Annotated in this window: 18 protein-coding genes; 5 read left to right on the top strand and 13 right to left on the bottom strand. The window is 63.9% G+C overall.

The window, feature by feature from the left end; all coding sequences use genetic code 11:
• Position 1: 1 nt before the first annotated feature.
• On the bottom strand, positions 2–1,729 hold the full coding sequence (locus PYR64_RS21395) for a urocanate hydratase (protein WP_275777563.1): 1,728 nt from the start codon (positions 1,727–1,729) through the stop codon (positions 2–4).
• Between the two features lie 162 nt (positions 1,730–1,891).
• Here PYR64_RS21395 and PYR64_RS21390 point away from each other — a divergent pair, with 162 nt between their 5' ends.
• Entirely contained in the window at positions 1,892–2,335 is a 444-nt protein-coding gene (locus tag PYR64_RS21390; protein ID WP_275777561.1) for an SRPBCC domain-containing protein, read from the top strand.
• Positions 2,336–2,358: 23 nt separating this feature from the next.
• Here PYR64_RS21390 and PYR64_RS21385 read toward each other — a convergent pair whose 3' ends face one another.
• Both PYR64_RS21385 and PYR64_RS21380 read right to left on the bottom strand, forming a co-directional pair.
• A complete protein-coding gene (locus PYR64_RS21385; protein ID WP_018780287.1) occupies positions 2,359–3,168 on the bottom strand; it encodes an IclR family transcriptional regulator in 810 nt (269 codons plus the stop codon).
• Positions 3,169–3,335: 167 nt separating this feature from the next.
• Positions 3,336–5,384 (bottom strand): ALF repeat-containing protein, encoded by a 2,049-nt coding sequence (locus tag PYR64_RS21380; RefSeq protein WP_275777558.1) that lies wholly within the window; start codon positions 5,382–5,384, stop codon positions 3,336–3,338.
• A gap of 261 nt (positions 5,385–5,645) precedes the next feature.
• Between PYR64_RS21380 and PYR64_RS21375 the strand changes: the two genes are divergently transcribed.
• A complete protein-coding gene (locus PYR64_RS21375; protein ID WP_055975539.1) occupies positions 5,646–7,082 on the top strand; it encodes an amino acid permease in 1,437 nt (478 codons plus the stop codon).
• A gap of 64 nt (positions 7,083–7,146) precedes the next feature.
• Here the strand turns inward: PYR64_RS21375 and PYR64_RS21370 are convergent, their stop codons facing one another.
• The 3 genes from PYR64_RS21370 to PYR64_RS21360 all read right to left on the bottom strand — a co-directional run bounded on the left by PYR64_RS21370 (position 7,147) and on the right by PYR64_RS21360 (position 9,949).
• Complete coding sequence (locus PYR64_RS21370) at positions 7,147–7,692, bottom strand: hypothetical protein (protein WP_275777556.1); 546 nt, start codon at positions 7,690–7,692, stop codon at positions 7,147–7,149.
• A 111-nt stretch (positions 7,693–7,803) separates the two neighbouring features.
• On the bottom strand, positions 7,804–8,553 hold the full coding sequence (locus PYR64_RS21365) for a 3-hydroxybutyrate dehydrogenase (RefSeq protein ID WP_018780360.1): 750 nt from the start codon (positions 8,551–8,553) through the stop codon (positions 7,804–7,806).
• Between the two features lie 4 nt (positions 8,554–8,557).
• Positions 8,558–9,949 carry an MFS transporter gene (locus tag PYR64_RS21360; protein WP_275777554.1) on the bottom strand — a complete coding sequence of 464 codons (1,392 nt, stop codon included), beginning with the start codon at positions 9,947–9,949 and terminating at the stop codon, positions 8,558–8,560.
• Between the two features lie 137 nt (positions 9,950–10,086).
• Between PYR64_RS21360 and PYR64_RS21355 the strand changes: the two genes are divergently transcribed.
• Positions 10,087–10,983 (top strand): LysR family transcriptional regulator, encoded by an 897-nt coding sequence (locus PYR64_RS21355; protein ID WP_210078498.1) that lies wholly within the window; start codon positions 10,087–10,089, stop codon positions 10,981–10,983.
• Between the two features lie 68 nt (positions 10,984–11,051).
• On the opposite strand, the gene PYR64_RS21350 is transcribed toward PYR64_RS21355, so the two are convergent.
• The 7 genes from PYR64_RS21350 to PYR64_RS21320 all read right to left on the bottom strand — a co-directional run bounded on the left by PYR64_RS21350 (position 11,052) and on the right by PYR64_RS21320 (position 18,164).
• Positions 11,052–12,098: an IS30 family transposase gene (locus PYR64_RS21350; protein ID WP_200888294.1), complete on the bottom strand. Its 1,047-nt coding sequence runs from the start codon at positions 12,096–12,098 to the stop codon at positions 11,052–11,054.
• 246 nt (positions 12,099–12,344) lie between these two features.
• Entirely contained in the window at positions 12,345–13,205 is an 861-nt protein-coding gene (locus PYR64_RS21345; RefSeq protein ID WP_200942184.1) for an ABC transporter ATP-binding protein, read from the bottom strand.
• Positions 13,202–14,290 (bottom strand): iron chelate uptake ABC transporter family permease subunit, encoded by a 1,089-nt coding sequence (locus PYR64_RS21340; protein ID WP_275777550.1) that lies wholly within the window; start codon positions 14,288–14,290, stop codon positions 13,202–13,204. The genes PYR64_RS21345 and PYR64_RS21340 overlap by 4 nt, the downstream gene beginning before the upstream one ends.
• Positions 14,287–15,372, bottom strand: coding sequence for a Fe(3+)-siderophore ABC transporter permease (locus PYR64_RS21335; RefSeq protein WP_275777548.1), 1,086 nt, complete (start codon positions 15,370–15,372; stop codon positions 14,287–14,289). Before PYR64_RS21335 ends, PYR64_RS21340 begins: the two co-directional genes overlap by 4 nt.
• Entirely contained in the window at positions 15,373–16,254 is an 882-nt protein-coding gene (locus PYR64_RS21330) for a siderophore-interacting protein (protein ID WP_275777546.1), read from the bottom strand. It abuts the gene before it with no gap.
• Entirely contained in the window at positions 16,251–17,204 is a 954-nt protein-coding gene (locus PYR64_RS21325) for an ABC transporter substrate-binding protein (protein ID WP_275777544.1), read from the bottom strand. Before PYR64_RS21325 ends, PYR64_RS21330 begins: the two co-directional genes overlap by 4 nt.
• A gap of 123 nt (positions 17,205–17,327) precedes the next feature.
• Positions 17,328–18,164 (bottom strand): AraC family transcriptional regulator, encoded by an 837-nt coding sequence (locus tag PYR64_RS21320; protein ID WP_275777542.1) that lies wholly within the window; start codon positions 18,162–18,164, stop codon positions 17,328–17,330.
• Positions 18,165–18,204: 40 nt separating this feature from the next.
• On the opposite strand from PYR64_RS21320, the gene PYR64_RS21315 reads away from it, so the two are divergent.
• The gene (locus tag PYR64_RS21315; RefSeq protein WP_275777540.1) at positions 18,205–19,974 is read left to right on the top strand and encodes an ABC transporter ATP-binding protein; all 1,770 of its coding nucleotides are present in this window, start codon (positions 18,205–18,207) and stop codon (positions 19,972–19,974) included.
• Positions 19,971–21,743 (top strand): ABC transporter ATP-binding protein, encoded by a 1,773-nt coding sequence (locus tag PYR64_RS21310; RefSeq protein WP_275777538.1) that lies wholly within the window; start codon positions 19,971–19,973, stop codon positions 21,741–21,743. The genes PYR64_RS21315 and PYR64_RS21310 overlap by 4 nt, the downstream gene beginning before the upstream one ends.
• The last annotated feature ends 2 nt before the right edge of the window (positions 21,744–21,745 follow it).

The following is a 21,745-nucleotide window of genomic DNA, read 5'->3' as shown; positions in this document are numbered from 1 at the left end:
CCTACTTCTCGTTCATGGGGATGCGGACGCCGCGTTCGTTGGCGACCTCGATGGCGCGGTCGTAGCCGGCGTCGACGTGGCGGATGACGCCCATGCCGGGGTCGTTGGTCAGGAGCCGTTCCAGTTTCTGGGCTGCCAGTTCCGTGCCGTCAGCGACGGAAACCTGGCCAGTGTGGATGGACCGGCCAATACCGACACCACCACCGTGGTGGATGGACACCCAGGTAGCGCCCGAGGATGCAGCAGTCAGTGCGTTCAGCAGCGGCCAGTCAGCGACCGCGTCCGAGCCATCCTTCATCGACTCGGTCTCACGGTACGGGGACGCCACGGACCCTGAATCCAGGTGGTCACGGCCGATCACGATCGGGGCCTTGACCTTGCCCTCGGCGACGAGCTGGTTGAACAACAACCCGGCCTTGGCGCGTTCGCCGTACCCGAGCCAGCAAATACGTGCCGGCAGGCCCTCGAACTCCACCCGCTCCGCGGCAGCGTCGATCCACTTGTGGAGGTGCTTGTTCTCCGGGAACAACTCCTTGATGGCTTCATCGGTGACGCGGATGTCTTCCGGATCGCCCGAGAGCGCGACCCAGCGGAACGGGCCCAAACCCTCACAGAACAAGGGACGAATGTACGCCGGAACGAAACCGGGGAATTCGAACGCCCGGTCATACCCGCCCTTACGGGCCTCGTCACGGATCGAGTTTCCGTAATCAAAGACCTCAGCTCCGGCGTCCTGGAACTCCACCATCGCCTGCACATGCCGGGCCATGGAAGCCTGGGCCTTCTTGGTGAACCCTTCCGGATCCGCCTCGGCTTCGGTGTGCCACTCAGCCACGGTGATGCCCTCCGGCAGGTAAGACAACGGGTCATGCGCACTGGTCTGGTCCGTGACCACATCAAAAGTGACTTCGCCGGCCTTATGACGACGCAGCAATTCGGGGAAGACTTCAGCGGCGTTGCCCACGTAACCGACGGACCAGCCACGGCGCTCGTCCTTGGCGGCCTGAACTTTGGCGATCGCGGTGTCCAGATCGGTTTCGACCTCGTCCAGGTACCGCTTACCCACCCGCCGACGCAGCCGGGACTCGTCCACATCAACAATCAGGCACGCGCCATCATTCAACGTCACGGCCAGCGGCTGAGCACCGCCCATGCCACCGCAGCCACCGGTCAGGGTCAAGGTACCGGCGAGCGGCCCTTCCGTGGAACCTTCAGCGGCAGGCGCGGGGTGGCGGCCCTCCGCAGCGAGCTTATTTCCGACGGCGGCAAAGGTTTCGTAGGTGCCCTGCAGGATGCCCTGGGTGCCGATGTAGATCCAGGACCCGGCCGTCATCTGGCCGTACATCATCAGGCCCTCAGCCTCGAGCCGGCGGAACTCAGGCCACGTAGCCCAATCACCGACGAGGTTGGAGTTGGCGAGGAGAACACGGGGCGCCCACTCATTCGTGCGGAAGACACCTACCGGCTTACCCGACTGCACCAGTAGGGTCTCGTCCTTCTCCATGGTTTCCAGAGTCCGGGTGATCGCATCAAACGCAGCCCAGGAACGCGCTGCGCGTCCGGTGCCACCGTAGACGACCAGGTCGTCCGGACGCTCGGCGACCTCGGGGTCGAGGTTGTTCATCAGCATGCGCAACGGCGCCTCGGTCTGCCACGACTTGGCAGTAAGCTCAGTACCCCGCGCGGCCTTGACCGGACGGGCACCAGTATAGAAATCGGCGGGTGCCATGGTGACTCCTTCGTCTGTGGGAAGTGTGTGGTGGAAAGATCTTCTGCTTCTACTAAAGCCCCTTTACCAAGCGGCCGGAACGGCTTTTCGGATGGTGCTGTCCGGGATTACAGACATGCAGATGCTCTCGCTTTCGCGCCCGGATGCGCGCATGCTGGACCCATGGCAACGTATCGAGTGTCCACCTTGGTCGCCGCGCCGCCGGAGCGGGTTTTCGACACCTGGACGGATCCTGACAGGTTTACTGAGTGGATCGGCGGCGTCACACGCGTGACCGATCTCGTTGGCTCCACCGACCAGGCCGGCAGCAGCTATACGGTGTGGTTCGGCCGGATGGCGAGTCCCACGGAAGTCATCGCTGCGGAACGGCCGCGGCACATCCGCACCCGCTTCGGCAACGCGATCCTCAAAGGGGAATCGGATGTCACGTTCACCCCGGAAAGTGGTGGCACGCGCATCCAGCAGCTGTTCGAAACACGCGGACTGGTGTCCACGGTGGTGGGACGACTCTTCGCCACGGGATCCTACCGGGGCAGTTTCCGGGGCGAGCTGGAAGCTTTCCGCGCCATGGTTGAACGCGACTCCCCCGGGCCGAGCAGCCGCTAGGGTGCATCGGCGCTTACTAAGCGTCAGCCCGCCGTCGGGCGACCATGGATCCGGACCGACAGTTCGTCGGCGGCTTTCCTGATCCGCGCGGCCAGTACGGGCCATTGCTCAGCCGGCACTTTGTCCTCCAGGAACGTGACGGCGACTGCCGCCGTCGGCCATCCAACGTGGTCAGTCACGGCGACGGCGATGGAGCCGAACCCGGGAGTGATTTCGCCGTTTTCCGTGGCGTAGCCACGCTGGCGCACCTGGTCCAAATGGGACGACAAGGCGGAGTACTTCATGATGGGAAACTCGACATCGTGCCGGGACGTGAAGGCCGCAGCGTTCGGGTAGAGGGCGCGGACCTGCGACTTGGGCAAGGCGGCGAGGATTGCCCGACCGGACGCGGTGAGGTGGCTGGGAAGCCGAACCCCGACGTCGGTCACCAGGCTTGGGCGGTTCTTGGCACGTTCTTCCACGATGTAAAGGACATCCCGGCCATGGAGCACAGCCAGGTGTGCGCTCTCGCCGATGACGTCAACCAGCGACGCCAGCATGGGGCGACCCAGCCGGGACAACGGCTCCTGCCGCGAATAGGCGGAGCTAAGTTCGAAGGCACTGATGCCGAGCCCGTAGCGCTGCTCCTCATGCAGATGGAGGACGAAGCCGTTCGCCTCCATAACGCCCAGCAGGTGGTAGACACTGGACCGCGGCAGGCCCAGTGCCGTGGCGATATTCGACGCCGCCATCGGCCCTCGCCGCGAAGCCAACAGTTTCAGGATGCGCAAGGTGTTTTCGGCAGCCGGGACTTTGGACGTGGCCTTGCCGGGCGCGGTGGGCGTGGTGGTCATGGTTCCTCGCTGCTGGGTGATCTTGAGGGGCGCCGGAGCATACTGTCCGGTATCCCGTACTCAAGCGTGCACCTTTCACAAGGCATTGACCAGCACCGGGCCGCCGGGAGTGTCCGGTATACCGGACACTCTGACGACGTTTTCCGACTGCCCGGAGGCGTTGCCGGCTATCCCTCGGCTGGGGAGGGACCCTTGCGGCGCAACAGGAACGTGATAGCTCCAGCTGCTGCCAGGACCAGTGCCACGATGAGGCCGATGGTCCAGCCACTCATGCCCGCAGAAGAAGCAGCCATCGGAGCAGCCGCCTCCTGTGACTGGGAATCCACCGATGTGGAGCCCTTTGCTGCCGAGGTTGTCGGCGGCACAGTAATGCTCGGTGCGGCCGAAGGCGTTGCTGCGGGCTTTTCTACGGACTCCGTGACAGCTCCGGTCTCAGCCAGTCCGACGGCGGGAGCGTACTCGCGCGGCCACGGAATGACGATCGGGGCTGCTCCTGTTCCCGATTGCTGCGATGCATCAACGCTGCCGGCCGCAAGCTGCCCACCAGCGGCTTCGGCCTGGCGTGCGGCTTCAGCCTGGCGCGCGGCCTCGGCTTGGCGTGCGGCTTCAGCGGCCTTCGCAGCGTCAGCCGCCCTACCGGCGTCGAGGATTGCCTGGTCAGTGAGCCGCGACAGCTCTGCGAGAGCGGTGTTTACGGCGGCGGTATGCCGGGCATTCGCCGCGTCCTTTTTGGCAGCAGTGAACTGTTCGCTTGATGCAAATGCCTGAAGTTCCGCTCGCCCGCCCGCCATCGCTACGCCAGCAGCAGTCTGGAGCTCCGGAGAATCGAGCCTTATGAGACCGTCGGCCAATTCCGAGTTATCCAAGTACTGCGCGTCGGAGTGTCCGTACTCGAGGAAGTACCGGACATCTGCATGGTTGACGGACTTAACAGCGTCCTTAGCAGCCTGGACCACGTGCACGCCGCCCGCGGCCATGTGCTGGAAAGCACGCTGCCTGTCGTTAACAAAGGCTGCACTGTCCTGTTCGCTCGCGAGACCGTGACCATCGGCAATGAAGTCCTTGACGGCAGAGTCCCCACCCAGCAGAGCAGCCTCAGCTGCCTTCCGCACTTCAGGCGTACCCACCAATGCGAGGTCCAGTGTGGCCTGGCGGGCTTCCATGATCAAAGGATCAAGATCAGCACCAGGGGCCGTTAGCGTCGACAGCAAAGCCGGAAGCTCGGCGGCGGCCTTTTTGAACGCAGCCTTGGCGGGCTCTTGGGATGCGAGCCGGGCTTTGTCTATGGCCTGCTTGGGCCAAGCCTGCGAGAAGCGATAGTCCCGCTCTTCCAGCAAGCGCCTCAGGTCGGTCTTCTTGGGGCCATCAACGGCGTGTCGCGCGTTCTCCAGAGCAGTCTTCGCGCGATCCGCCACGGCTGCCGAGCCAGCAGGGTTGGCTGCGATATCTGCCCTCACAGCGTCGAGTGATTTGGTGACCGTAGTCAATTTTTGGTCCTGCGCTGCGGCAACGAACTGACCGTAGCGCAGGTATGTAGCAAGGACTTCAGGGTCGTAGGTGTCCAGAGCAGCCTGCGCTCCGCGAGTGACGCCGGCAATGGGCGAATTGGTCAGGTAGGTTACTGCCTCACGATCCTGGCCCTGAGCGGTCTTTTGCCAGCCTTCGAGAACGAACTTCTCGACAGCCTCACTGCCGTTGTCCAGGCTCTTGGAAGCAGCCATCCGGATGGGACCCGAGTAGTTGAGGAACCGAGTGGCCGTTATCCGCAGGTCGAGATCCCAGGCGCCGGCCCAGCCCTTTGACAGGAAGCTCGTGATCACGCTGGGGTCGTTAGTGGCCAGTATCCTGACCGCGCTCTCCCTGACATGCTCGCTCCCCCGTGTCGTCAGCTCGGTGACCAGCTGCTTCCGGTCAGCTGCCAGCGCGACGTCCTGCCCGCCGTCGAGGAATGCCTGAACAGAGTCCGGGCCGCCCACCAGGGCCTTAGCAGCGGCGGTTCGAGTTGCGGGACCGCCGGTCTTCCAGAGCTCAACCACGCCAGCGGCGTCACTCACCCGTTCCACGAAAGGCACGGGAGCTTGCGAGGCGTTCGGAACCTCAAAATTCGGCACGTCATAGGCCTGCGCGGGTGTGGCAAAGAGCAAGGATGCCCCGGCCACTACGGCAACAGCGGCAGCTGCCCAACGGCGTCGGGTAGCGCGGATTACGGAAATCATGAGTCCCCCAAGTAACAGATGCAAGAGTCAGCACAGAGTTCAAAGGGGGCGACGCGAAATGCGAGGGATGCCTGACCGTGTTGAAGAGCTGTCCGCGGTCATCATATCCGACCGGGAACTATGACTTTTACCACCCTCTGATGAGACCCACAGCATGGTGTCTGCGATCAAAGACACCAATCCCTCGTGAGTCCGATCACAAGGCCGTCAAAAGTGATCTGCTGGATAGCGATCCCCTCCCAAAGACGAGAAGGTTTTACTATGCAACAAACCAAGCTGGCTGTGGAGAGCTCTGTCCTCCAGGCCGCAGGTACGGCGCTCAGCCGAGGCCTCAACGTCCGTCACATCCGCTTCATGGCACTCGGATCCGCGATCGGCACCGGCCTGTTCTACGGCTCGGCATCCGCTATCCAAAAGGCCGGACCGGCCGTCCTGCTCGCCTACATCATCGGCGGCGCGGCCGTGTTCATGGTGATGCGCGCCCTCGGCGAAATGGCCGTCCGACACCCCGTGTCCGGCTCGTTCGGCCAATACGCGAGCCGCTACCTGGGGCCTTTCGCCGGTTTCGTAACCGGGTGGACCTACGTGTTCGAAATGGCGATCGTGGCAATCGCCGACGTCACGGCCTTCAGTATCTACATGGGCTTCTGGTTCCCACAGGTGGACAGATGGATCTGGGTGCTGGCGATCATCCTGTTCCTGGGCGCCATGAACCTGCTCAGCGTGAAGGTGTTTGGTGAGCTTGAGTTCTGGTTCTCGCTGATCAAGGTGGTGGCGATTATCGCCATGATCGTGGGCGGTGCGGCGATCATCGTGTTCGGTTTCCAAACGGGCGACGGCGGTGGCGTGGCACCGGGGCTGGGGAACCTCGTGAACCACGGCGGTTTGTTCCCCAACGGATTCGAAGGGCTCCTGGCAGCGTTCGCCGTCGTGATGTTTGCCTTTGGCGGGATCGAAACGATTGGCATTACCGCGGGCGAAGCCGCCGACCCTAAAAAGGTCATCCCGCAGGCCGTCAACACCGTGCCCGTGCGCGTGCTCCTGTTCTACGTGCTGACTTTGGGCGTGCTGATGAGCATCTTCCCGTGGAACGAGATCGGCAGCAGCGGCAGCCCGTTCGTGCAGATCTTCGACGGACTGGGCATCCCGGCCGCTCCGCACATCCTCAACGCCGTGGTCATCACCGCCGCGCTGTCGGCGATCAACAGCGACATTTTCGGGGCCGGGCGCATCCTGTTTGGTCTGGCGCAGCAGGGCCACGCGCCCAAGAGCTTCAGCAAGATTTCCCGCCACGGCGTTCCGTGGATGACCGTGGTGATGATGGGTTGCATCCTGCTGGTGGGCGTCGTTTTGAACGCCGTCATCCCCGAAGACGTGTTCGTGCTCATTGCCTCGATCGCCACCTTCGCCACCGTGTGGGTCTGGGTGATGATCCTGGTTTCGCACGTCGCGATGAAGCGGGAGATCAAGCGCAAGGGCCTGCCGGCGTCGGAATTCGGCTCGCCGCTCTGGCCTGCTGCGTCCATCCTGACCATGGCGTTCATGGCGATGGTCATCGTGATCCTTGGAGTCTTCGAGGACACCCGGGTTGCGTTGTACGTTGGCGGAACCTGGCTGGTACTCCTGTTCGTGGCCTACAAACTGTGGGTCCGCGGTGGTGGCCTGCGCCGGGCCGAATTGGTGGACGAAACCGCCTGATTTTCCCCGCCCGTATGACAGTTAATGCCAATTGACTTTGCCCGCGGAACATTGGCATTAACTGTCACTTCGCGGGTGCGAGGGAGAGCTCCTTTTCCAACCGCTCCATGGCCTCGGGAAAGCCGGCGACGTCAATAGTGCCCCGTGTTGTGTCCAGCTGGATCGAGCGGACACCCCGGCCAAGCCAGCGCGCATCATTCGGATATGGGTCCCATAAATTGGGCTCGGCCCTCCCGCTGACGAGGAAAGTGAAGAGCTTTTCTTGCGACGAATTGTTCGGGTCCGTTCTGACAAAGTCCACAGCCGGAGTCCGGAAGGACACCAGCCCGCGCTCCCAGCCCATCCTTCGGCCGTTTTGCTGTGGCTCATGGCAGCGGATCCAACACTCCAAGTTTCCGCGTCGCAGCAACCGATGGAAGCGTAGCTCTGCGAAGACAGCGTCCAAGTACAGAACGGCATAAGAAGCAAAGACGCCAACAACAGCAGAGACGACTGCCCAGTACAGCGGCTCCCCAGTGATCACAAGCATCACCGTGAACACTGTCACGGCGGCAAGGTTCATCACCGTCGCGGCTGTCCGCTTGAAACGCAAAGACCTCACTTTAGCCATGCGGACACTCTAAGTGTCCGCATGTTGGTTCCCCCGCCCGTAAGACAGTTAATGCCAATGTTCGCGCGGAACATTGGCATTAACTGTCACTTCGCGGGGATGGGGCGGGGCCTACCTCGCCGACCACCCGCCGTCCATGGTGTAGCTCGCGCCGGTGACCATACCGGCGTCGTCGGAGGCCATCCAAGCTGCCAACGACGCAACTTCCTCCGGCTCCACCAACCGCTTCACCGCCGACTCCGTGAGCATCACCTTGGCCAGGACTTCGGCCTCGGGGATGCCATGGAGCCGGGCCTGGTCCGCGATCTGCTTCTCAACAAGGGGCGTGCGGACGTAGCCGGGGTTGATGCAGTTGGACGTGACCCCGTGCTCGCCACCCTCCAAGGCAGTGACCTTGCTGAGGCCCTCCAGCCCATGCTTTGCGGAGACGTACGCGCTCTTGTAGGCCGAGGCCCGGAGCCCGTGGACCGAGGAGATGTTGATGATCCGGCCGAAGTTGTTGGCGTACATGTGCGGGAGGGCGGCACGGATCAGGAGGAACGGCGCCTCCAGCATCAGGGCCAGGATCCGTCGGAACTCCGCTGGTTCGAACTCCTCGATCGGCGCGACCTTTTGGATGCCGGCGTTGTTGACCAGAATGTCGCAGTCAAGGCTCAGTGCGGCCAACGCCTCAGTATCCAGCAAGTCCACCGTCCAGGCCGTGCCGCCCAGCTCGTCGGCAAGGGCCGCAGCTCCGGAGGCATCGACGTCGGCCACTACTACCTTCGCGCCGCGTGCGGCGAGCGCACGGGCACAGGCAGCCCCGATACCGCTCGCGCCTCCGGTTATCAGCGCTTTGCGACCGTTCAAGGAGTTGTCCATCAGATCAGCCCTTCGAGGTAGCGGGTGCGGTGGTGAGTCCGTGCCTTACTGCGTCGGCCTCGTCCACCTCCTGGAGCGCGATGCCCTTGGTTTCCTTGAGTGAAATAACCGCGACGGCGGTAATCGCGCAGGCGACCACGAGGTAGATCGCTGTGGGAACCCATGAGCCGGTGTCCTTGAGCCACTGGGTTGCCAGCAGCGGAGCGAGTGATCCGGCGAAGATGGACGTGACCTGCGAGCCCAGTGAGACGCCGGAGTAGCGCATGCGGGTGGGGAAGAGCTCGGACATGATGGCCGGCTGACCGGCGTACATGAAGGCGTGCAGGCAGAGGCCGATGGTCACGGCGAGCACGATGATCACGGCGTTCTTGGTGTCGAACATGGGGAAGGCGAAGAACGGCCAGGTTGCACCGGTGATGGCGCCGATGAGGTACACGGGCTTGCGGCCCCACGAATCAACAAGCCGGCCGACCTGCGGAATGACCAGGAAGTGGATGACGTGGGCGATCAGGAGTGCCAGCAGGAGCGAGGACGTGTCGTACTTGTGGACGCTCTTGAGGTAGACGATCGCGAAGCTCACCACGAGGTAGTACATGATGTTCTCCGCGAAACGGAGTCCCATGGCCTGCAGGATGCCCTTGGGGTACTTGCGGATGACCTCGCCGACGCCGTAGCTGATGGCCTTGGACTCTTCCACCTGTGCCTTGGCTTCGAGGAAAATCGGAGCTTCGGTGACGTGGGTTCGGATGTAGTAGCCAACGAACACGATCACCGCGGAGAGCCAGAATGCAACGCGCCAGCCCCAGCCGAGGAACGCTTCGCTGCTCAGGGTGGTGGACATGACGAACAGGACCAGTGTGGCCAGGAGGTTGCCCACCGGCACTGCGGCCTGCGGCCACGAGGACCAGAAACCACGCGACTTGTTGGGGCTGTGCTCAGCTACCAGCAACACAGCGCCACCCCACTCGCCGCCGAGCGCGAAGCCCTGGATGAAGCGAAGTGCCACCAGCATGGCCGGCGCCCAGTACCCGATGTCCATGAAGCCGGGGAGGCAGCCCATCAGGAACGTCGAGACGCCCACGATCACGATGGTCAGCTGCAGCGTGGGTTTGCGGCCGAGCCTGTCGCCGATCTGGCCGAACACGATGCCACCCAGCGGCCGCGCGACGAAACCCACGGCATAGGTGATGAAGGCCTGGATGATGCCGTCCAGTTCGTTTCCTGTGCTCGGGAAGAAGTACTTGCCGAAAACCAGCGTGGCGGCTGTGGCGTACAGGAAGAACTCGTACCATTCCACGACGGTGCCCACCATCGAGGCCGCGACGATCTTCTTCAGGCCGGAGCCTTTGCCGGCGTCTTTCCCTGCTCTTGATGCGGAGCGCTGCTCTACGCTCATATCCATCTCCTCAGTGTCCTCTTTGACCCTTTTGAACGTGATGTGATCCACAACACGAAATGCTCCACTGAGTATCGCCGCAGATTTGTTATGCCTCAATGACCAAAGAGGCACCACATGTGTGCAAAATTGCAGATATGAAGCCGAACCCCGATGACCTCCTCATCTTCCTTGCCGTCTCACGTTCAGGGAAGTTCACGACGGCGGCACAAGCCTTGGGGCTGAACCACACCACCGTTTCGCGCAGGATAGCGGCGCTGGAGAAGGCATTGGGCGGCAGGATCCTGGCGCGTGCGGCCGGTGGATGGGAGGTGACGGAGTTGGGCGCCGAAGCGGTTCTGGTGGCGGAGCGGATCGAAGCTGCGGTGGGTGCGCTGGGCCCCAGCGACCGCGCACCCGACCCCATTACCGGCGTCGTACGCATGACCGCGACGGACGGCTTCAGCGCCTATATTGCGGCACCAGCGGTGGCCCGTCTGCGGAGCTCGCACCCTGGTCTCAGCGTGGAGATTGTGACGGTGACGCGTCGGGCGTTGCAGCAGCGCTCGGGCCTGGACATCGAGGTGGTGGTCGGGACGCCGCAAGTGCACCGGGCTGAAGCGATCCGACTTGGCGAGTACCGGCTGGGAATGTACGCCTCCCGTGCCTATCTGAAAGACAACGGGACGCCTTCGAGCATTGAGGAACTGACGCAACACCAGCTGGTGTACTTCGTGGATTCCATGCTTCAGGTGGATGACCTGGACGCTCCCCGGAGGCTGGTTCCGACCATGCGCGACGGGCTGAGTTCAACGAACGTCTTTGTCCACGTCGAAGCAACCAGGGCCGGCGCCGGGGTGGGGTTCCTGCCGTGCTTCATGGCTGACCGGCACGAGGATCTGGTCAGGTTGCTGCCATCGGACTTCGCGGAGTTGCTCCCCTACTGGATGGTCCTCCGCCCGGACTCCATGCGCCGCCCCGCGGTAGCCGCCGTCGTGCAGGCTTTGCGGGAGGAGACGGAGAGCCGGCGGGAGGAACTGCTGGGGGCGGGATGAGTCTCCGAGGTGGCAGTTAATGGCAATGTTTTCGCGGCAAAGTCAATTGGTGGGAGCAACGCTGGGGGTTAGGCCGCTTGTAGCAGCTGGTTTAGCCGGTTGGCTGGGGTCTCGAGGTTCAGTGTTGGTCTGGGGCGGCGGTTGAGTTTCGCTGCGACCAGGCGGATGTCCTCGGGGGTGTGCACTGAAAGGTCAGTGCCTTTCTCGAACCAGAACCGCAGGAGCCGGTTGGTGTTTTCGTTGGTGCCGCGCTGCCAGGGCGAGTGCGGGTCGCAGAAGTACATCGTCGTATCGAGAGCGGTCTGGATTTTTGCGTAGTCGGCCAGTTCGGTGCCGCGGTCCCAGGTGATCGACCGGCGCAGGTGATCCGGGAGGGAGGCCATCTCCCGGATCATCGCGGCGGCAACGGTTTCCGCGGTGTGGTCCCCTGGCAGGTGCAGCAGGATCGTGAACCGGGTTGAGCGTTCCACCAAGGTTCCGATCGCTGTCCCGTTGGCGCCGATGATGAGGTCACCTTCCCAATGCCCGGGCACTGCCCGGTCCTGGACCTCGGCGGGACGTTGGCTGATCTTGAAGGCCTCTTTATAGGGGCTGTTGGCGCGCCGGTCAGTGCCGTGGGGGATGCGTTGTTTGCGTTTCAGGCTGAGCTTTTCGGCCAGGTCCGCCCGCAGGTTCCCGCGGGTTTGGACGTAAAGGGCCTGGTAGATCGTCTCGTGGCTCACCTGCATAGTCTGATCGTCACCGAAGTAATACGCCAACATCGAGGAGATCAGCTTCGGACTCCACCCGTCATCCATCCAGACGCCGATCAGCCGGCACAAACCCTCGTCCTTGGCCAGCCTGAAGGGTTTGGGACGGCGCCTGTCCTGATGCGCTTTGGCGTGAGCGACCGAGGCGTAGTACTTCCCGTCCGCGCTCGTGTGGCGTTTGACCTCCCGCCAAACTACGGACTTATCCCGCCCGATCAATGCGCCGATCTTCGCGTAACTGAGGCCCATCCGCACACCCATCTGGATCATGCCTCGCTCTTCCAGACCCAACGCACGGCCAGGGCCCCCGACTGAAGGAGCAGGATCGGCAAGACCTCCGGTAGCACCCCGGTTCACGGTCATCATTAGGCCAGACTGAACCCACCAATTGTGCCCGGTAGCGTGCACCGCCCCGACACGCCGGGCAGCAGTACGAACAGGCATCCCCGCACACACCAAATCAAGAAACTCAGTACGCGCAGCCTTGGGGAACAACTTGACCATAAAACGCTCCATCAATCAGAGCGTTGCAACGACCCTATGACTTTGCCCGCAAAACACTGTCATTAAGTGCCACTTCGTGGGTCGGGGGCGGGGGAATCAACGGGGGAATCAGGACCCAAGCGGGATCACCAGCGGAGTGTGGCTCACGGGGTCGTCGATCACGAGGCACGGCAGGCCGAAAACGTGCTCCACCAGCTCGGCTGTCACTACATCGGCGGGCCGGCCCTCGGCAACCACGGCGCCGTCCTTCATGGCGATGAGGTGCGTGGCGTAGCGGCAGGCGTGATTGAGGTCGTGAAGGACAGCTACCAGGGTGTTGCCTTCCCCGTTCAACCGCCGGAACAGTTCCAGGAGCTCGATCTGGTGCGCGATGTCCAGGAACGTGGTGGGTTCGTCCAGCAGGAGCAACGGGGTTTGCTGCGCCAACACCATGGCCACCCACACGCGTTGCCGCTGCCCGCCGGAGAGTTCGTCCACCAAACGCCCGGACAGTCCTTCAACATTCGTCGCTTCCAACGCCTGAACCACCGCGGCCTCGTCAGCCTCAGACCACTGGCGCAGCAGCTTCTGGTGCGGGTACCGGCCACGGGCTACGAGGTCCGCCACGGTGATTCCGTCGGGCGCAATGGAGGTCTGCGGCAACAAACCGAGGCGGCGCGCGACTTCCTTGGCCCCATAGGAGGAGATGCTCTTGCCATCCAAAAGCACCGACCCGGACGTCGGCTCCAGCAGCCTGGACAACGCCCGCAGCAACGTCGACTTACCGCAGGCATTCGGGCCCACGATCACCGTGAACCCGCCGTCCGGAATCCGCACGTCAAGCGCCTCGGACACCGGGCGTCCCGCGTAGCCGAGACTCACGCTCTCGGCGCTGAGGCGCGAAGCGAAGGGGCGGGCACCCGGCGCAAAACCAGAAACGGGATCAACCAACACATCAGTCACAACAGACTCCTTCAATTCTTCGCTCATTGCCGCTTCACCTCACGGGCAAGGAGCCACACGAGGTAGCAGCCGCCGATGCTGACAGTCACCACGCCTACCGGCAATTGCGTGGGCGCAAAAAGGTTCTGCGCCGCGATGTCGCTGGCCACCAACAGGAAAGCGCCCATGGCAGCCGACGGGACCAGGCCCACAGAGGCCGAGCGGGTGAGACGGCGCGCGAGTTGCGGTGCTGCCAGCGATACAAAGGCGATTGGCCCCGCGGCGGCGGTGACCATCGCCGTCAAAGCCACGCCAACCACTGCCAGAACCAGCCGCGAGCCTTCCAGCCGAACACCCAAGGCGCGGGCGGCGTCGTCGCCCATTTCCAACAGGCCCAGCCGCCTGCCGTAGAAAGACAGCACCACCAGCAGCGCCCCGAACACGATCATCACCGGCAACACCTGGTCCCAGGTGATCTTGTTCAAGGAACCTGCACCCCAGACGGCTGCCGACATTGCATGCTCCAGCGAGGCTTTGAGAATGAGCCAGGTATTTACCGAGGCCAACATGGCGCTCACAGCGATGCCCGCGATGATGAGTCGGAACCCCTGGATGCCCTTCTTGTAAGCGAACACGTACACCAGCGCGGCAGTCACCAGACCACCCACCAGAGCACCGGCCGACACCGCAAAGTAGCCGCCACCCATCAGCAGGATGACCACCAGCGCGCCCGTATAGGCGCCCGTGTTGAAGCCGATCACATCGGGGCTTCCCAGCGCGTTGCGGGTCAGCGACTGGAAGATTGCCCCGCTGACCCCCATGGCCGCCCCCAATAACAGGGCCAGGAGGACACGGGGCAATCTCCACTCCACCACCACCATGTGCACGGCGCCGCTGGACTGGCCCAGCAGCGCCGAAACAACGTCCGGTACCGCAACGCTGAACTCACCCAGGCCAAGGGCGACGACGGCGAGCGCCAGGGCGGCGGTAAGCAGGACGGCGGTGACAACCAAGGTCCGGACGTCGAGGCGAAGGGAAACGCGTCCGCCAAAGCGGCGGATGGCGATGGTCCGCCGGCCGAAGTCGACGGACGTCGTCTTCTCAAGGGGAAACGCCTGGTCAAGGGATGTCACAGGGTGCTCACTTTCCGGCGCCGGATGAGCCAGATGAGGACGGGAGCGCCCACAAAAGCAGTAATGATTCCCACCTGCATTTCGCCGGGCCGGAGGACCAGCCTGCCAAGAATGTCGGACACCAGCAGCAGCACGGGCGAGAGCACCAAAGTGTAGGCCAGGATCCAGCGTTGGTCCGGACCAACGATCCAGCGGGCGACGTGTGGCACCATGAGCCCCACGAAGCCGATAGGTCCGGCGGCAGCGGTGGCGGCTCCGCAGAGCAGCGTGACCGCGATGATGGTCCAGATCCGGGTGCGCACGATGTTGGCACCGAGGGATCTGGCGGTGTCATCGCCCATGGACACAGCGTTGAGGGGACGGGCCATGCACAGCGCTATCAGCGTTCCCAGCAGGATGAACGGCGCCACGGAAGCCAATACTTCCCACGTGCGATTGCTCAACGTTCCAGCACTCCAACTGCGCATACTGTCGAACACGGCCGGACGCAGGAGCGTGATGCCGGACGAAATGCCTCCTAGGACCGCGCCCAGGGCAACCCCGGCAAGGGTGAGGCGGAGCGGAGTGGTCCCACCCCTTCCCCGCGAACCGATGAAGTACACGGCCACCGTGGCAACGACCGCGCCAAGGAAAGAGAACCAGATGTACTGCTGGATGCTGGTGACGCCGAAGAGCGCCACCCCGAGGACCACGAAGAAGCCGGCGCCCGCGTTGACGCCCAGGATGCCGGGGTCCGCCAACAGGTTGCGCGTCAGGGCCTGGATCAGCGCGCCGGACAGGCCCAGGGCCACGCCCACCAGCACGCCGGTGACCGTCCGGGGCAGGCGAAGGTCGTGGATAATCACGTGTTCCGGCGAGCCGTCGTACGCGGTGATGGCGGGCCATAGACTCCCCGGGTCCACGTCTTTGGATCCCACCACAAGGCTCAGCCACAGGACCAGCGCCAGTGCACCGACTGCGGAAAGCAGCCCCAGGAGCCGATGCCTGTTCACAGCCGCCAAGGCCGCCGGCCGCAACGTGCCCGCTGAAACCGGCGCGGTTTCAGCGGGGGCTGATCGCAACTCCATGGTCCCGGCCGCCACTTAGAGCCCCAGCAATTCGAACCTGGCGTCCTGCAGGTCCGCGATTTCCTCGTGGTCACGATTCCCGTTGGACCAGAGCTCGTCGAACCAGCGGCGGGTTTCGGCGTCGAGGTTTTCCCAGCGCTGTTCCCAAGCCTCGCTCTTGTCCGTCCAGTAGCCCATCAGCTTGTAGGACTCGGGCGTGAGCTTCTTCTCGTGTCGAAGATACTTGCGGATCCCCCGCAGCACCTTGGTCTCGCCGGCCACCCAGATGTAGCCGACACCGCCGGGCAGTTCCATCGACCGCAGGACCTCCTCCAGGCGGGATTGGCTGTGGCCGTTCCCGCCGTGGATCCAAGCGAGTTCGGTCCCGGCGCCGAGGGTGATCTCCTGCTGGTGCGTGGCATGCTCAACCTCGATCAGCACCCGCGTTCGAACGCCTGGCGGCGTCTGCTCCACAAGCCGGGCCACGGCCGGAAGTCCGGTGGCGTCTGCCAGCAGGATCTGCCACTGCAGCCCTGCCGGCGGTTCGTACAGACCGGTCGGAGAGTTGAGTCCGACGACGTCCCCCACCTGGGCGCGCTGCGCCCAGGAAGCTGCCAGTCCGCCGTCGTGAACTACAAAATCAATGTCGACGGTGCCGGCGGCAGTATCCACTGACCGGACTGTGTAGGTCCGCATGGCGGACGGCTCGACGCCGGGCTCCCAGTCCCAGGAGTCGCCGGTGGAGATGGGAAGCCGCGCTTCCCGGGCACCCGGCTCGGGCAGGAAGACGCGGAGGTATTCGTCGCCGATTCCTGTGGTGTCAAAGCCGGCAAGGGCGGGTCCGCCGAAGGTAATCCGGATCATTCCGGGCGTGAGAAAGCGGGTTCCGACTACCTCGGCGCGGTAGATCCGCATCATGGCAGGAGGGCCTTTTCGATCTTCTCAAGCAGCGCATACTGGCCGCTGGGTGAGCCGTAAATCATTTCGAGGTCGTACGTATGGATCTCTTTGTTGGCTACGAACGGCAGCGAGGTCCAGAGCTTGTTTCCGGCAAGCGGAGCGAAGGCGTCCGGGTTGGCACCGTCCTTTTCGGGAACCTCGGTGGTGATGGCGACATCGATTCCCTTGAGCTGCTCCAGCTGCTCGGCGCTCAACTTGCTGCCCTCGCCATCAGCCAGGGGTGAGATCTTCAGGCCCAGGTCCTTGATCACCAGGCAGGGCGTTCCGTAGCAGCTGACGGAGACCTGGTCCTCGTAGTAGTCCACGGGGCCGACCACCAGGTTGTCCTTGCCGGCCGCAGCGAGACGCTTCTTCACGTCGTCAACCTTGGCCTGGTACTTGTCCATCCAAGCCTGGTACTGAGCCGTCTTGCCGAAGGCTTCGGCTACGGTCTTGAACTTGGTGCGCCAGTCGCTGCCGTCGAAACCGTTGAAGGTATAGGTCGGCGCGATGTCGGAGAGCTTCCCGTCCAGTTCCTTGTCGTAACCCAGGCCGTTCAGGATAACGTCGGGCTGGGCCTTGAGGATGGCCTCGAAATTGAACTCCGGGTAGTTGGTGAACGGCGTGATGCCCTCCAACGCTTTCTGGTCGAAGAAGTACGGGAAGCCCTTGTAGCCGCTGTCCCGGATGGGCTGCTGGCTGGCCAACGGAATGCCGAGGGTGATCAGCATGTCCAAGTCTGTGGTGTACATGCCCAGCGCCTTCCTGGGCTCGGCGGGCATGACGACTTCTTTGACCTCGCTTTGGACCGTCCGGGTCTCCGATGACGCGCTGGCGTTGGCATCGGTGGTGGCGCAACCACTCAGGAGCAAAGCTGCGGATGCCAGTGCCGCAACGGCGGCAGACATGGTTTTAGGGCGTGAAATCACTGCGGTCCTCTTGATTCTCAGGGGAGGCGGAGAGCTCCCGGTAGCGGCGCTGCTTTGTCATCCGGCCGCCGAAGTTAGGTATACCTACCCTAACAATGCACTCCTCGAAGAGACCGCCGGATTCTATTCGGAACCGGCCAAAGGCTGATGATTTCCGGCCTTCAGCGATGCCACGTACCAGCCAGGAGTGTGCCCCATAACCTTTCGGAACACCTGCACGAACGCGCTCGGATTGTTGTAACCCACACGCCTGCTGACCGACGACACCGGGTAGCCGGCCGCCAGCAAACCCAACGCCACGCGCACCCGGGCATGGATCCGCCACTGGGCAAAGGTCATCCCGGTTTCCTTATGGAACAGCCGGGACAAGTTACGCACGCTGACGGCAACCACAACGCTCCACTCCTCCAACGAACGATCCAGGGCCGGATCATCAAGAAGTGCCCTGGCCATCAGTTCCAGCCGCGGATCGGTGGGCATGGGCAGCAGCATCGGCCGGGAATCAACGACCTCGAGCAGCCCCACCACAACATGCTCGGATCTCCGCCGGATGGAATCGTCCATGTCAAAGGTGCTCATGTGGCGCAGCAACTCCTGCGCGGCCGCGGGCACCGTGACAGCCACGGTTCGATGTGCCAGCGCGGGAGCCACCTGCGCATCAATGTGCGAGCAGTAAAAGCCCGTACCTTGGGTCGATTTCACCGCGTGCGCCACGCCCGCCGGGATCCATAGGCCCAGCGTCGAGGGGACCGCGAAGAACCCGTCGTCGGCTTCCACCGTGAGCACGCCGCGGGCACCCCAGAGCAGTTCATGGGTTTCGTGGACGTGTTCAGTCCAGGTAGCCGGCGTCGCGCACTCGAAGTATCCCGTATGGACACCACGGACATGCGGCGTGGAAAGGCTGCCGCCTGCTTCCACCGGCGGCGTATGTCCGGATTGCGATATACCTTGGCGGGTCATCTGGCCTTCTCGAAGTTAGGTGAGCCTTACTATGGTAAGCATGCCTTCCAGTTCCGCTCTTCAGTCCTGCCCGCCCGGGCGCAACAAGCAAGCACCGTGGAAGGTATCCCGGATCTTCACGTTCGCCCTTTTTGCGAACGGCCGATGGAAGTTGCTGCTGGGAGGCTGTGCCGGGCTCGCGCTGCACCAGGTCAGCGAGGCTTTGGTGCCGGCCACCATTGGCGCAGCGGTGGACAACTCCATCCAACCGAACGACGTCGCCGCCCTCCTTGGGTGGCTGGGCGCCCTGGCCGTGGTCTTCGTGGTCCTGGCGCTCTCGTGGCGGCTCGGGACGCTGGCCACTGAGCGCTCCTTCAACTACGGCTCCCACGACCTCCGCCAACTCATCGTGGAACGAAACCTTCACCCCCGCGGCATGGCCAGCCGGCGAGCGCCCGGCGAAATCGTCGCCATCGCATCCTCCGACGCCGACAGGGTTGCAGGACTTTCCTGGCTGATCAGTGGTGGCCTGGCTGCCGTGGCCGGGCTGGTCACCTCCGCCGTCACGCTGCTGCTGATCTCCGTGCCCTTGGGGCTTGCCGTCCTCCTGGCGACCCCGGTGATGCTGCTCGTCATGCACCACCTCACCAAACCGCTGGAAAACCGCAGCGACGCTGAACAGTCCACGGCCGCGCGGGCAGGAGCCCTGGCGACGGACTTCATTACCGGTTCCCGCCCCTTGAAGGGCCTCGGCGCCGAGGACGCAGCCATCACCCGGTACCGCTCCGCGAGCCGGGTCTCGTTGGCTTCGGCGCTGAAAGCCATCCGCGCCAAGTCCGCCTACACAGGCGCCGGCACCGCCCTCTCTGCGGCGTTCCTGGCCGGCATCGCCTTCTTCGCGGCCTGGTTTGCCCTCCAAGGGACAATCTCCGTGGGTCAATTGGTGGCGGTTGTTGGCGTGGCCCAATTCGTCCAGGGACCCATGACCTGGCTCGGGTTCCTGAGTGTGGAACTGGCTCAAAAGCGTGCCTCCGCGGCGCGGATCGCGGCCGTATTGGAGGAACCGGCCGCAGTGCCGGCCCCCGAACAGCCCGGCTCACGTGAGCCGAAAGAGCGCACGACGCCGGACGCCCGGTCCGCGGCGACCAGCGCCCCGCTGCTCGAAATCCACAGCGGCGCAGCAGACAGCACCTTGCCCGCCTTCACGGCGTCAGCCGGAGAAATCGTGGGGATCGTCCTCCCCGACAGCACGCAGGCGAGGCAGTTGGTGGACACCCTTGGCGTCCGCGTACCCACCCCGCCTGGCCTCATCTCCATTGATGGCCAGGATGCCGCAGGGCTCGACCCCGGCCACATCCGCTCGCAGGTCTTTGCCGACAACCACGATGGTGTCCTGTTCCGGGGCAGTGTCCGCGAAAACGTCGCGGCACCCACCGCCCTGCTGGAGGAACGCGCCATGGCCGCTGCCGCCGTCGGGGACTTTGTGTCCGGGCTGCCCGACGGCACCGAAACCGTCCTGACCGGTCATGGCCAGAGCCTCTCCGGCGGCCAGCGGCAACGGCTGGTACTGGGGCGCTCACTGCACCAGCCGCAACCGGTACTGGTCCTGCACGACCCCACCACCGCCGTCGATACCGCCACGGAAGCCGTGATCGCCGACGGCTTGCGGAACTTCCCCGACAAGGCGCTGGTCCTGGTAACAACCAGTCCCACGCTGCTGGCGGCGTGCCACCGCGTAGTCATGGCGGGTGCGGGCGGTCCGGCGGAAACAGGCACCCACCGCGAGCTTCTTGCCACCTCCGCCGGCTACCGCGAAGTGGTGGGTTCATGAGCATCGAAATTCTTCCCATAGCCTCTCCCCGTGAAACACGGAAGGCCATGTGGCGCCTGTTGGCTCAGCGTCCGGGCAGGCTCACGTTGACCATCCTGGTCTTGCTGGCAGCATCCTGCTGCGGGCTCGCGGCTCCGGCAATCCTGGGCATGATGGTCAATATTGCGGCGACGGGTGGAGACGTCCTGTCTTTGCTGTGGCTGGCCGTTTCCTTGTTGGTGGCCGGTGGCTTGGGAGCACTCCTGGGGATTCTGGGACAGAATCTCCTGGCCCGGATCTGCGAGGAAGCGTTGGCAGGACTGCGCGAGGACGTGTTTGCAGCAGCAGTCCGCAAGCCGCTGGCACAACTGGAAAAGGCAGGGATTGGCGACGTCGTTGCGCGGGTTTCCGGCGACGTGGAGGCCGTCAGCGAGGCCATCTCCCGCGTGCTGCCCGCGTTTACCAGCGCAGCGTTCACCATTGCCGTGACACTGTTTGGCCTGGGCGTGATCGACTGGCGGTTCGCCGTCGCCGTGCTGGTTGCGGCACCCTTGCAGGTCATCACGTTGCGCTGGTTCCTCAAACGGACCGCCCCCATCTATCGGACGGTCCGGATCACCGAGGCCAACCGGACCGAGCAGATCATCGAGACCGTCCACGGTTCGGCGTCTGTCGTGGCGCTGGGACTGGCAGAACGCCATGCCGATCTTGTGGCGGCAGCCTCCCGGGAAAACATCGGCCATTCGTTGCGCGGGGTTGGCTACCTGACCCGCTTCTACAACCGCCTCAACCTGGCCGAGCTCATTGGGCTGTCCGCCGTTTTGCTGGTGGGGTTCTGGCTACACGCCGAGGGCGCGGTAACCATTGGGGCAGCGACGGCAGCGGCACTGTATTTCTACCGGTTATTCGATCCGATTGGCCTGGTCCTGGGGCAGTTCGACGAGCTCCAGAAGGCAGCCGCGGGCCTGGGCCGGATGTTCGGGCTGACGCAATCCGCGGGGCCGGCTGCTCCCCCGGACCGGACCAAGCCTGACGGCACCGCCCCGGAAAAGGACGCCGGAATCGTCTTGGACGATGTCTCCTTCGCCTACCCCGGCCAGCGTCCCGCGCTCAACGGAGTGTCCCTCACAATCAAACCCGGCGAACGTGTGGCCATCGTGGGAACGTCAGGGGCAGGCAAGACCACACTGGCCAAGGTCATCATGGGCTTGGAACAACCCCAACGCGGAACCGCCCTGGTGGGGGGCCTCAATTCCGCCACCGCCCACCCCGCGGAGCTGCATCAACGCATTGCCATGGTGAGCCAGGAAGTGCATGTCTTCTCCGGAACCCTCGCCGAGGACCTCAGGCTCGCCAAGCCGAATGCTTCCCCTGCGGAACTGCAGCAGGTCCTGCACACGGTAGGGGCCACTTGGAGTGAAACGCTCGACGACGGGCTGGAGACTCCCGTAGGTGCCGGCGGCCACCAGCTCACCCCCGAGCAGGCGCAACAAGTAGCCCTTGCACGGCTCCTGCTCAAGGACCCGCCGATCGCCGTTCTGGACGAAGCGACGGCGGAGGCAGGAACGGGTTCGGCAACCATGCTTGACCAGGCCGCGGAAGCTGCCCTGGCAGGCAGAACGTCCGTGGTGATCGCGCACCGGCTGTCGCAGGCCGCCTCCGCGGATACGGTGGTGGTGATGGAGCACGGAAGGCTTGTTGAGTCCGGTCCGCACCAGGAATTGTTGGCCCACGGCGGCCGGTATGCCACCTTATGGGAGGCTTGGAACAGCTCCTTGAGCCGGGGGTAACG

The organism is Paenarthrobacter sp. Y-19, assembly GCF_029223985.1.
Lineage (GTDB): Bacteria > Actinomycetota > Actinomycetes > Actinomycetales > Micrococcaceae > Arthrobacter > Arthrobacter nicotinovorans.
Note: the sequence above shows the minus strand (reverse complement) of the source record. Positions and strands in the feature narration are given on the sequence as shown.

Coding starts and splice junctions, on each gene's coding strand:
- PYR64_RS21395 (WP_275777563.1), bottom strand. CDS start 1,729: ATGGCACCCGCCGATTTCTATACTGGTGCCCGTCCGGTCAAGGCCGCG.
- PYR64_RS21390 (WP_275777561.1), top strand. CDS start 1,892: ATGGCAACGTATCGAGTGTCCACCTTGGTCGCCGCGCCGCCGGAGCGG.
- PYR64_RS21385 (WP_018780287.1), bottom strand. CDS start 3,168: ATGACCACCACGCCCACCGCGCCCGGCAAGGCCACGTCCAAAGTCCCG.
- PYR64_RS21380 (WP_275777558.1), bottom strand. CDS start 5,384: ATGATTTCCGTAATCCGCGCTACCCGACGCCGTTGGGCAGCTGCCGCT.
- PYR64_RS21375 (WP_055975539.1), top strand. CDS start 5,646: ATGCAACAAACCAAGCTGGCTGTGGAGAGCTCTGTCCTCCAGGCCGCA.
- PYR64_RS21370 (WP_275777556.1), bottom strand. CDS start 7,692: ATGGCTAAAGTGAGGTCTTTGCGTTTCAAGCGGACAGCCGCGACGGTG.
- PYR64_RS21365 (WP_018780360.1), bottom strand. CDS start 8,553: ATGGACAACTCCTTGAACGGTCGCAAAGCGCTGATAACCGGAGGCGCG.
- PYR64_RS21360 (WP_275777554.1), bottom strand. CDS start 9,949: ATGAGCGTAGAGCAGCGCTCCGCATCAAGAGCAGGGAAAGACGCCGGC.
- PYR64_RS21355 (WP_210078498.1), top strand. CDS start 10,087: ATGAAGCCGAACCCCGATGACCTCCTCATCTTCCTTGCCGTCTCACGT.
- PYR64_RS21350 (WP_200888294.1), bottom strand. CDS start 12,098: ATGATGACCGTGAACCGGGGTGCTACCGGAGGTCTTGCCGATCCTGCT.
- PYR64_RS21345 (WP_200942184.1), bottom strand. CDS start 13,205: ATGAGCGAAGAATTGAAGGAGTCTGTTGTGACTGATGTGTTGGTTGAT.
- PYR64_RS21330 (WP_275777546.1), bottom strand. CDS start 16,254: ATGATGCGGATCTACCGCGCCGAGGTAGTCGGAACCCGCTTTCTCACG.
- PYR64_RS21320 (WP_275777542.1), bottom strand. CDS start 18,164: ATGACCCGCCAAGGTATATCGCAATCCGGACATACGCCGCCGGTGGAA.
- PYR64_RS21315 (WP_275777540.1), top strand. CDS start 18,205: ATGCCTTCCAGTTCCGCTCTTCAGTCCTGCCCGCCCGGGCGCAACAAG.
- PYR64_RS21310 (WP_275777538.1), top strand. CDS start 19,971: ATGAGCATCGAAATTCTTCCCATAGCCTCTCCCCGTGAAACACGGAAG.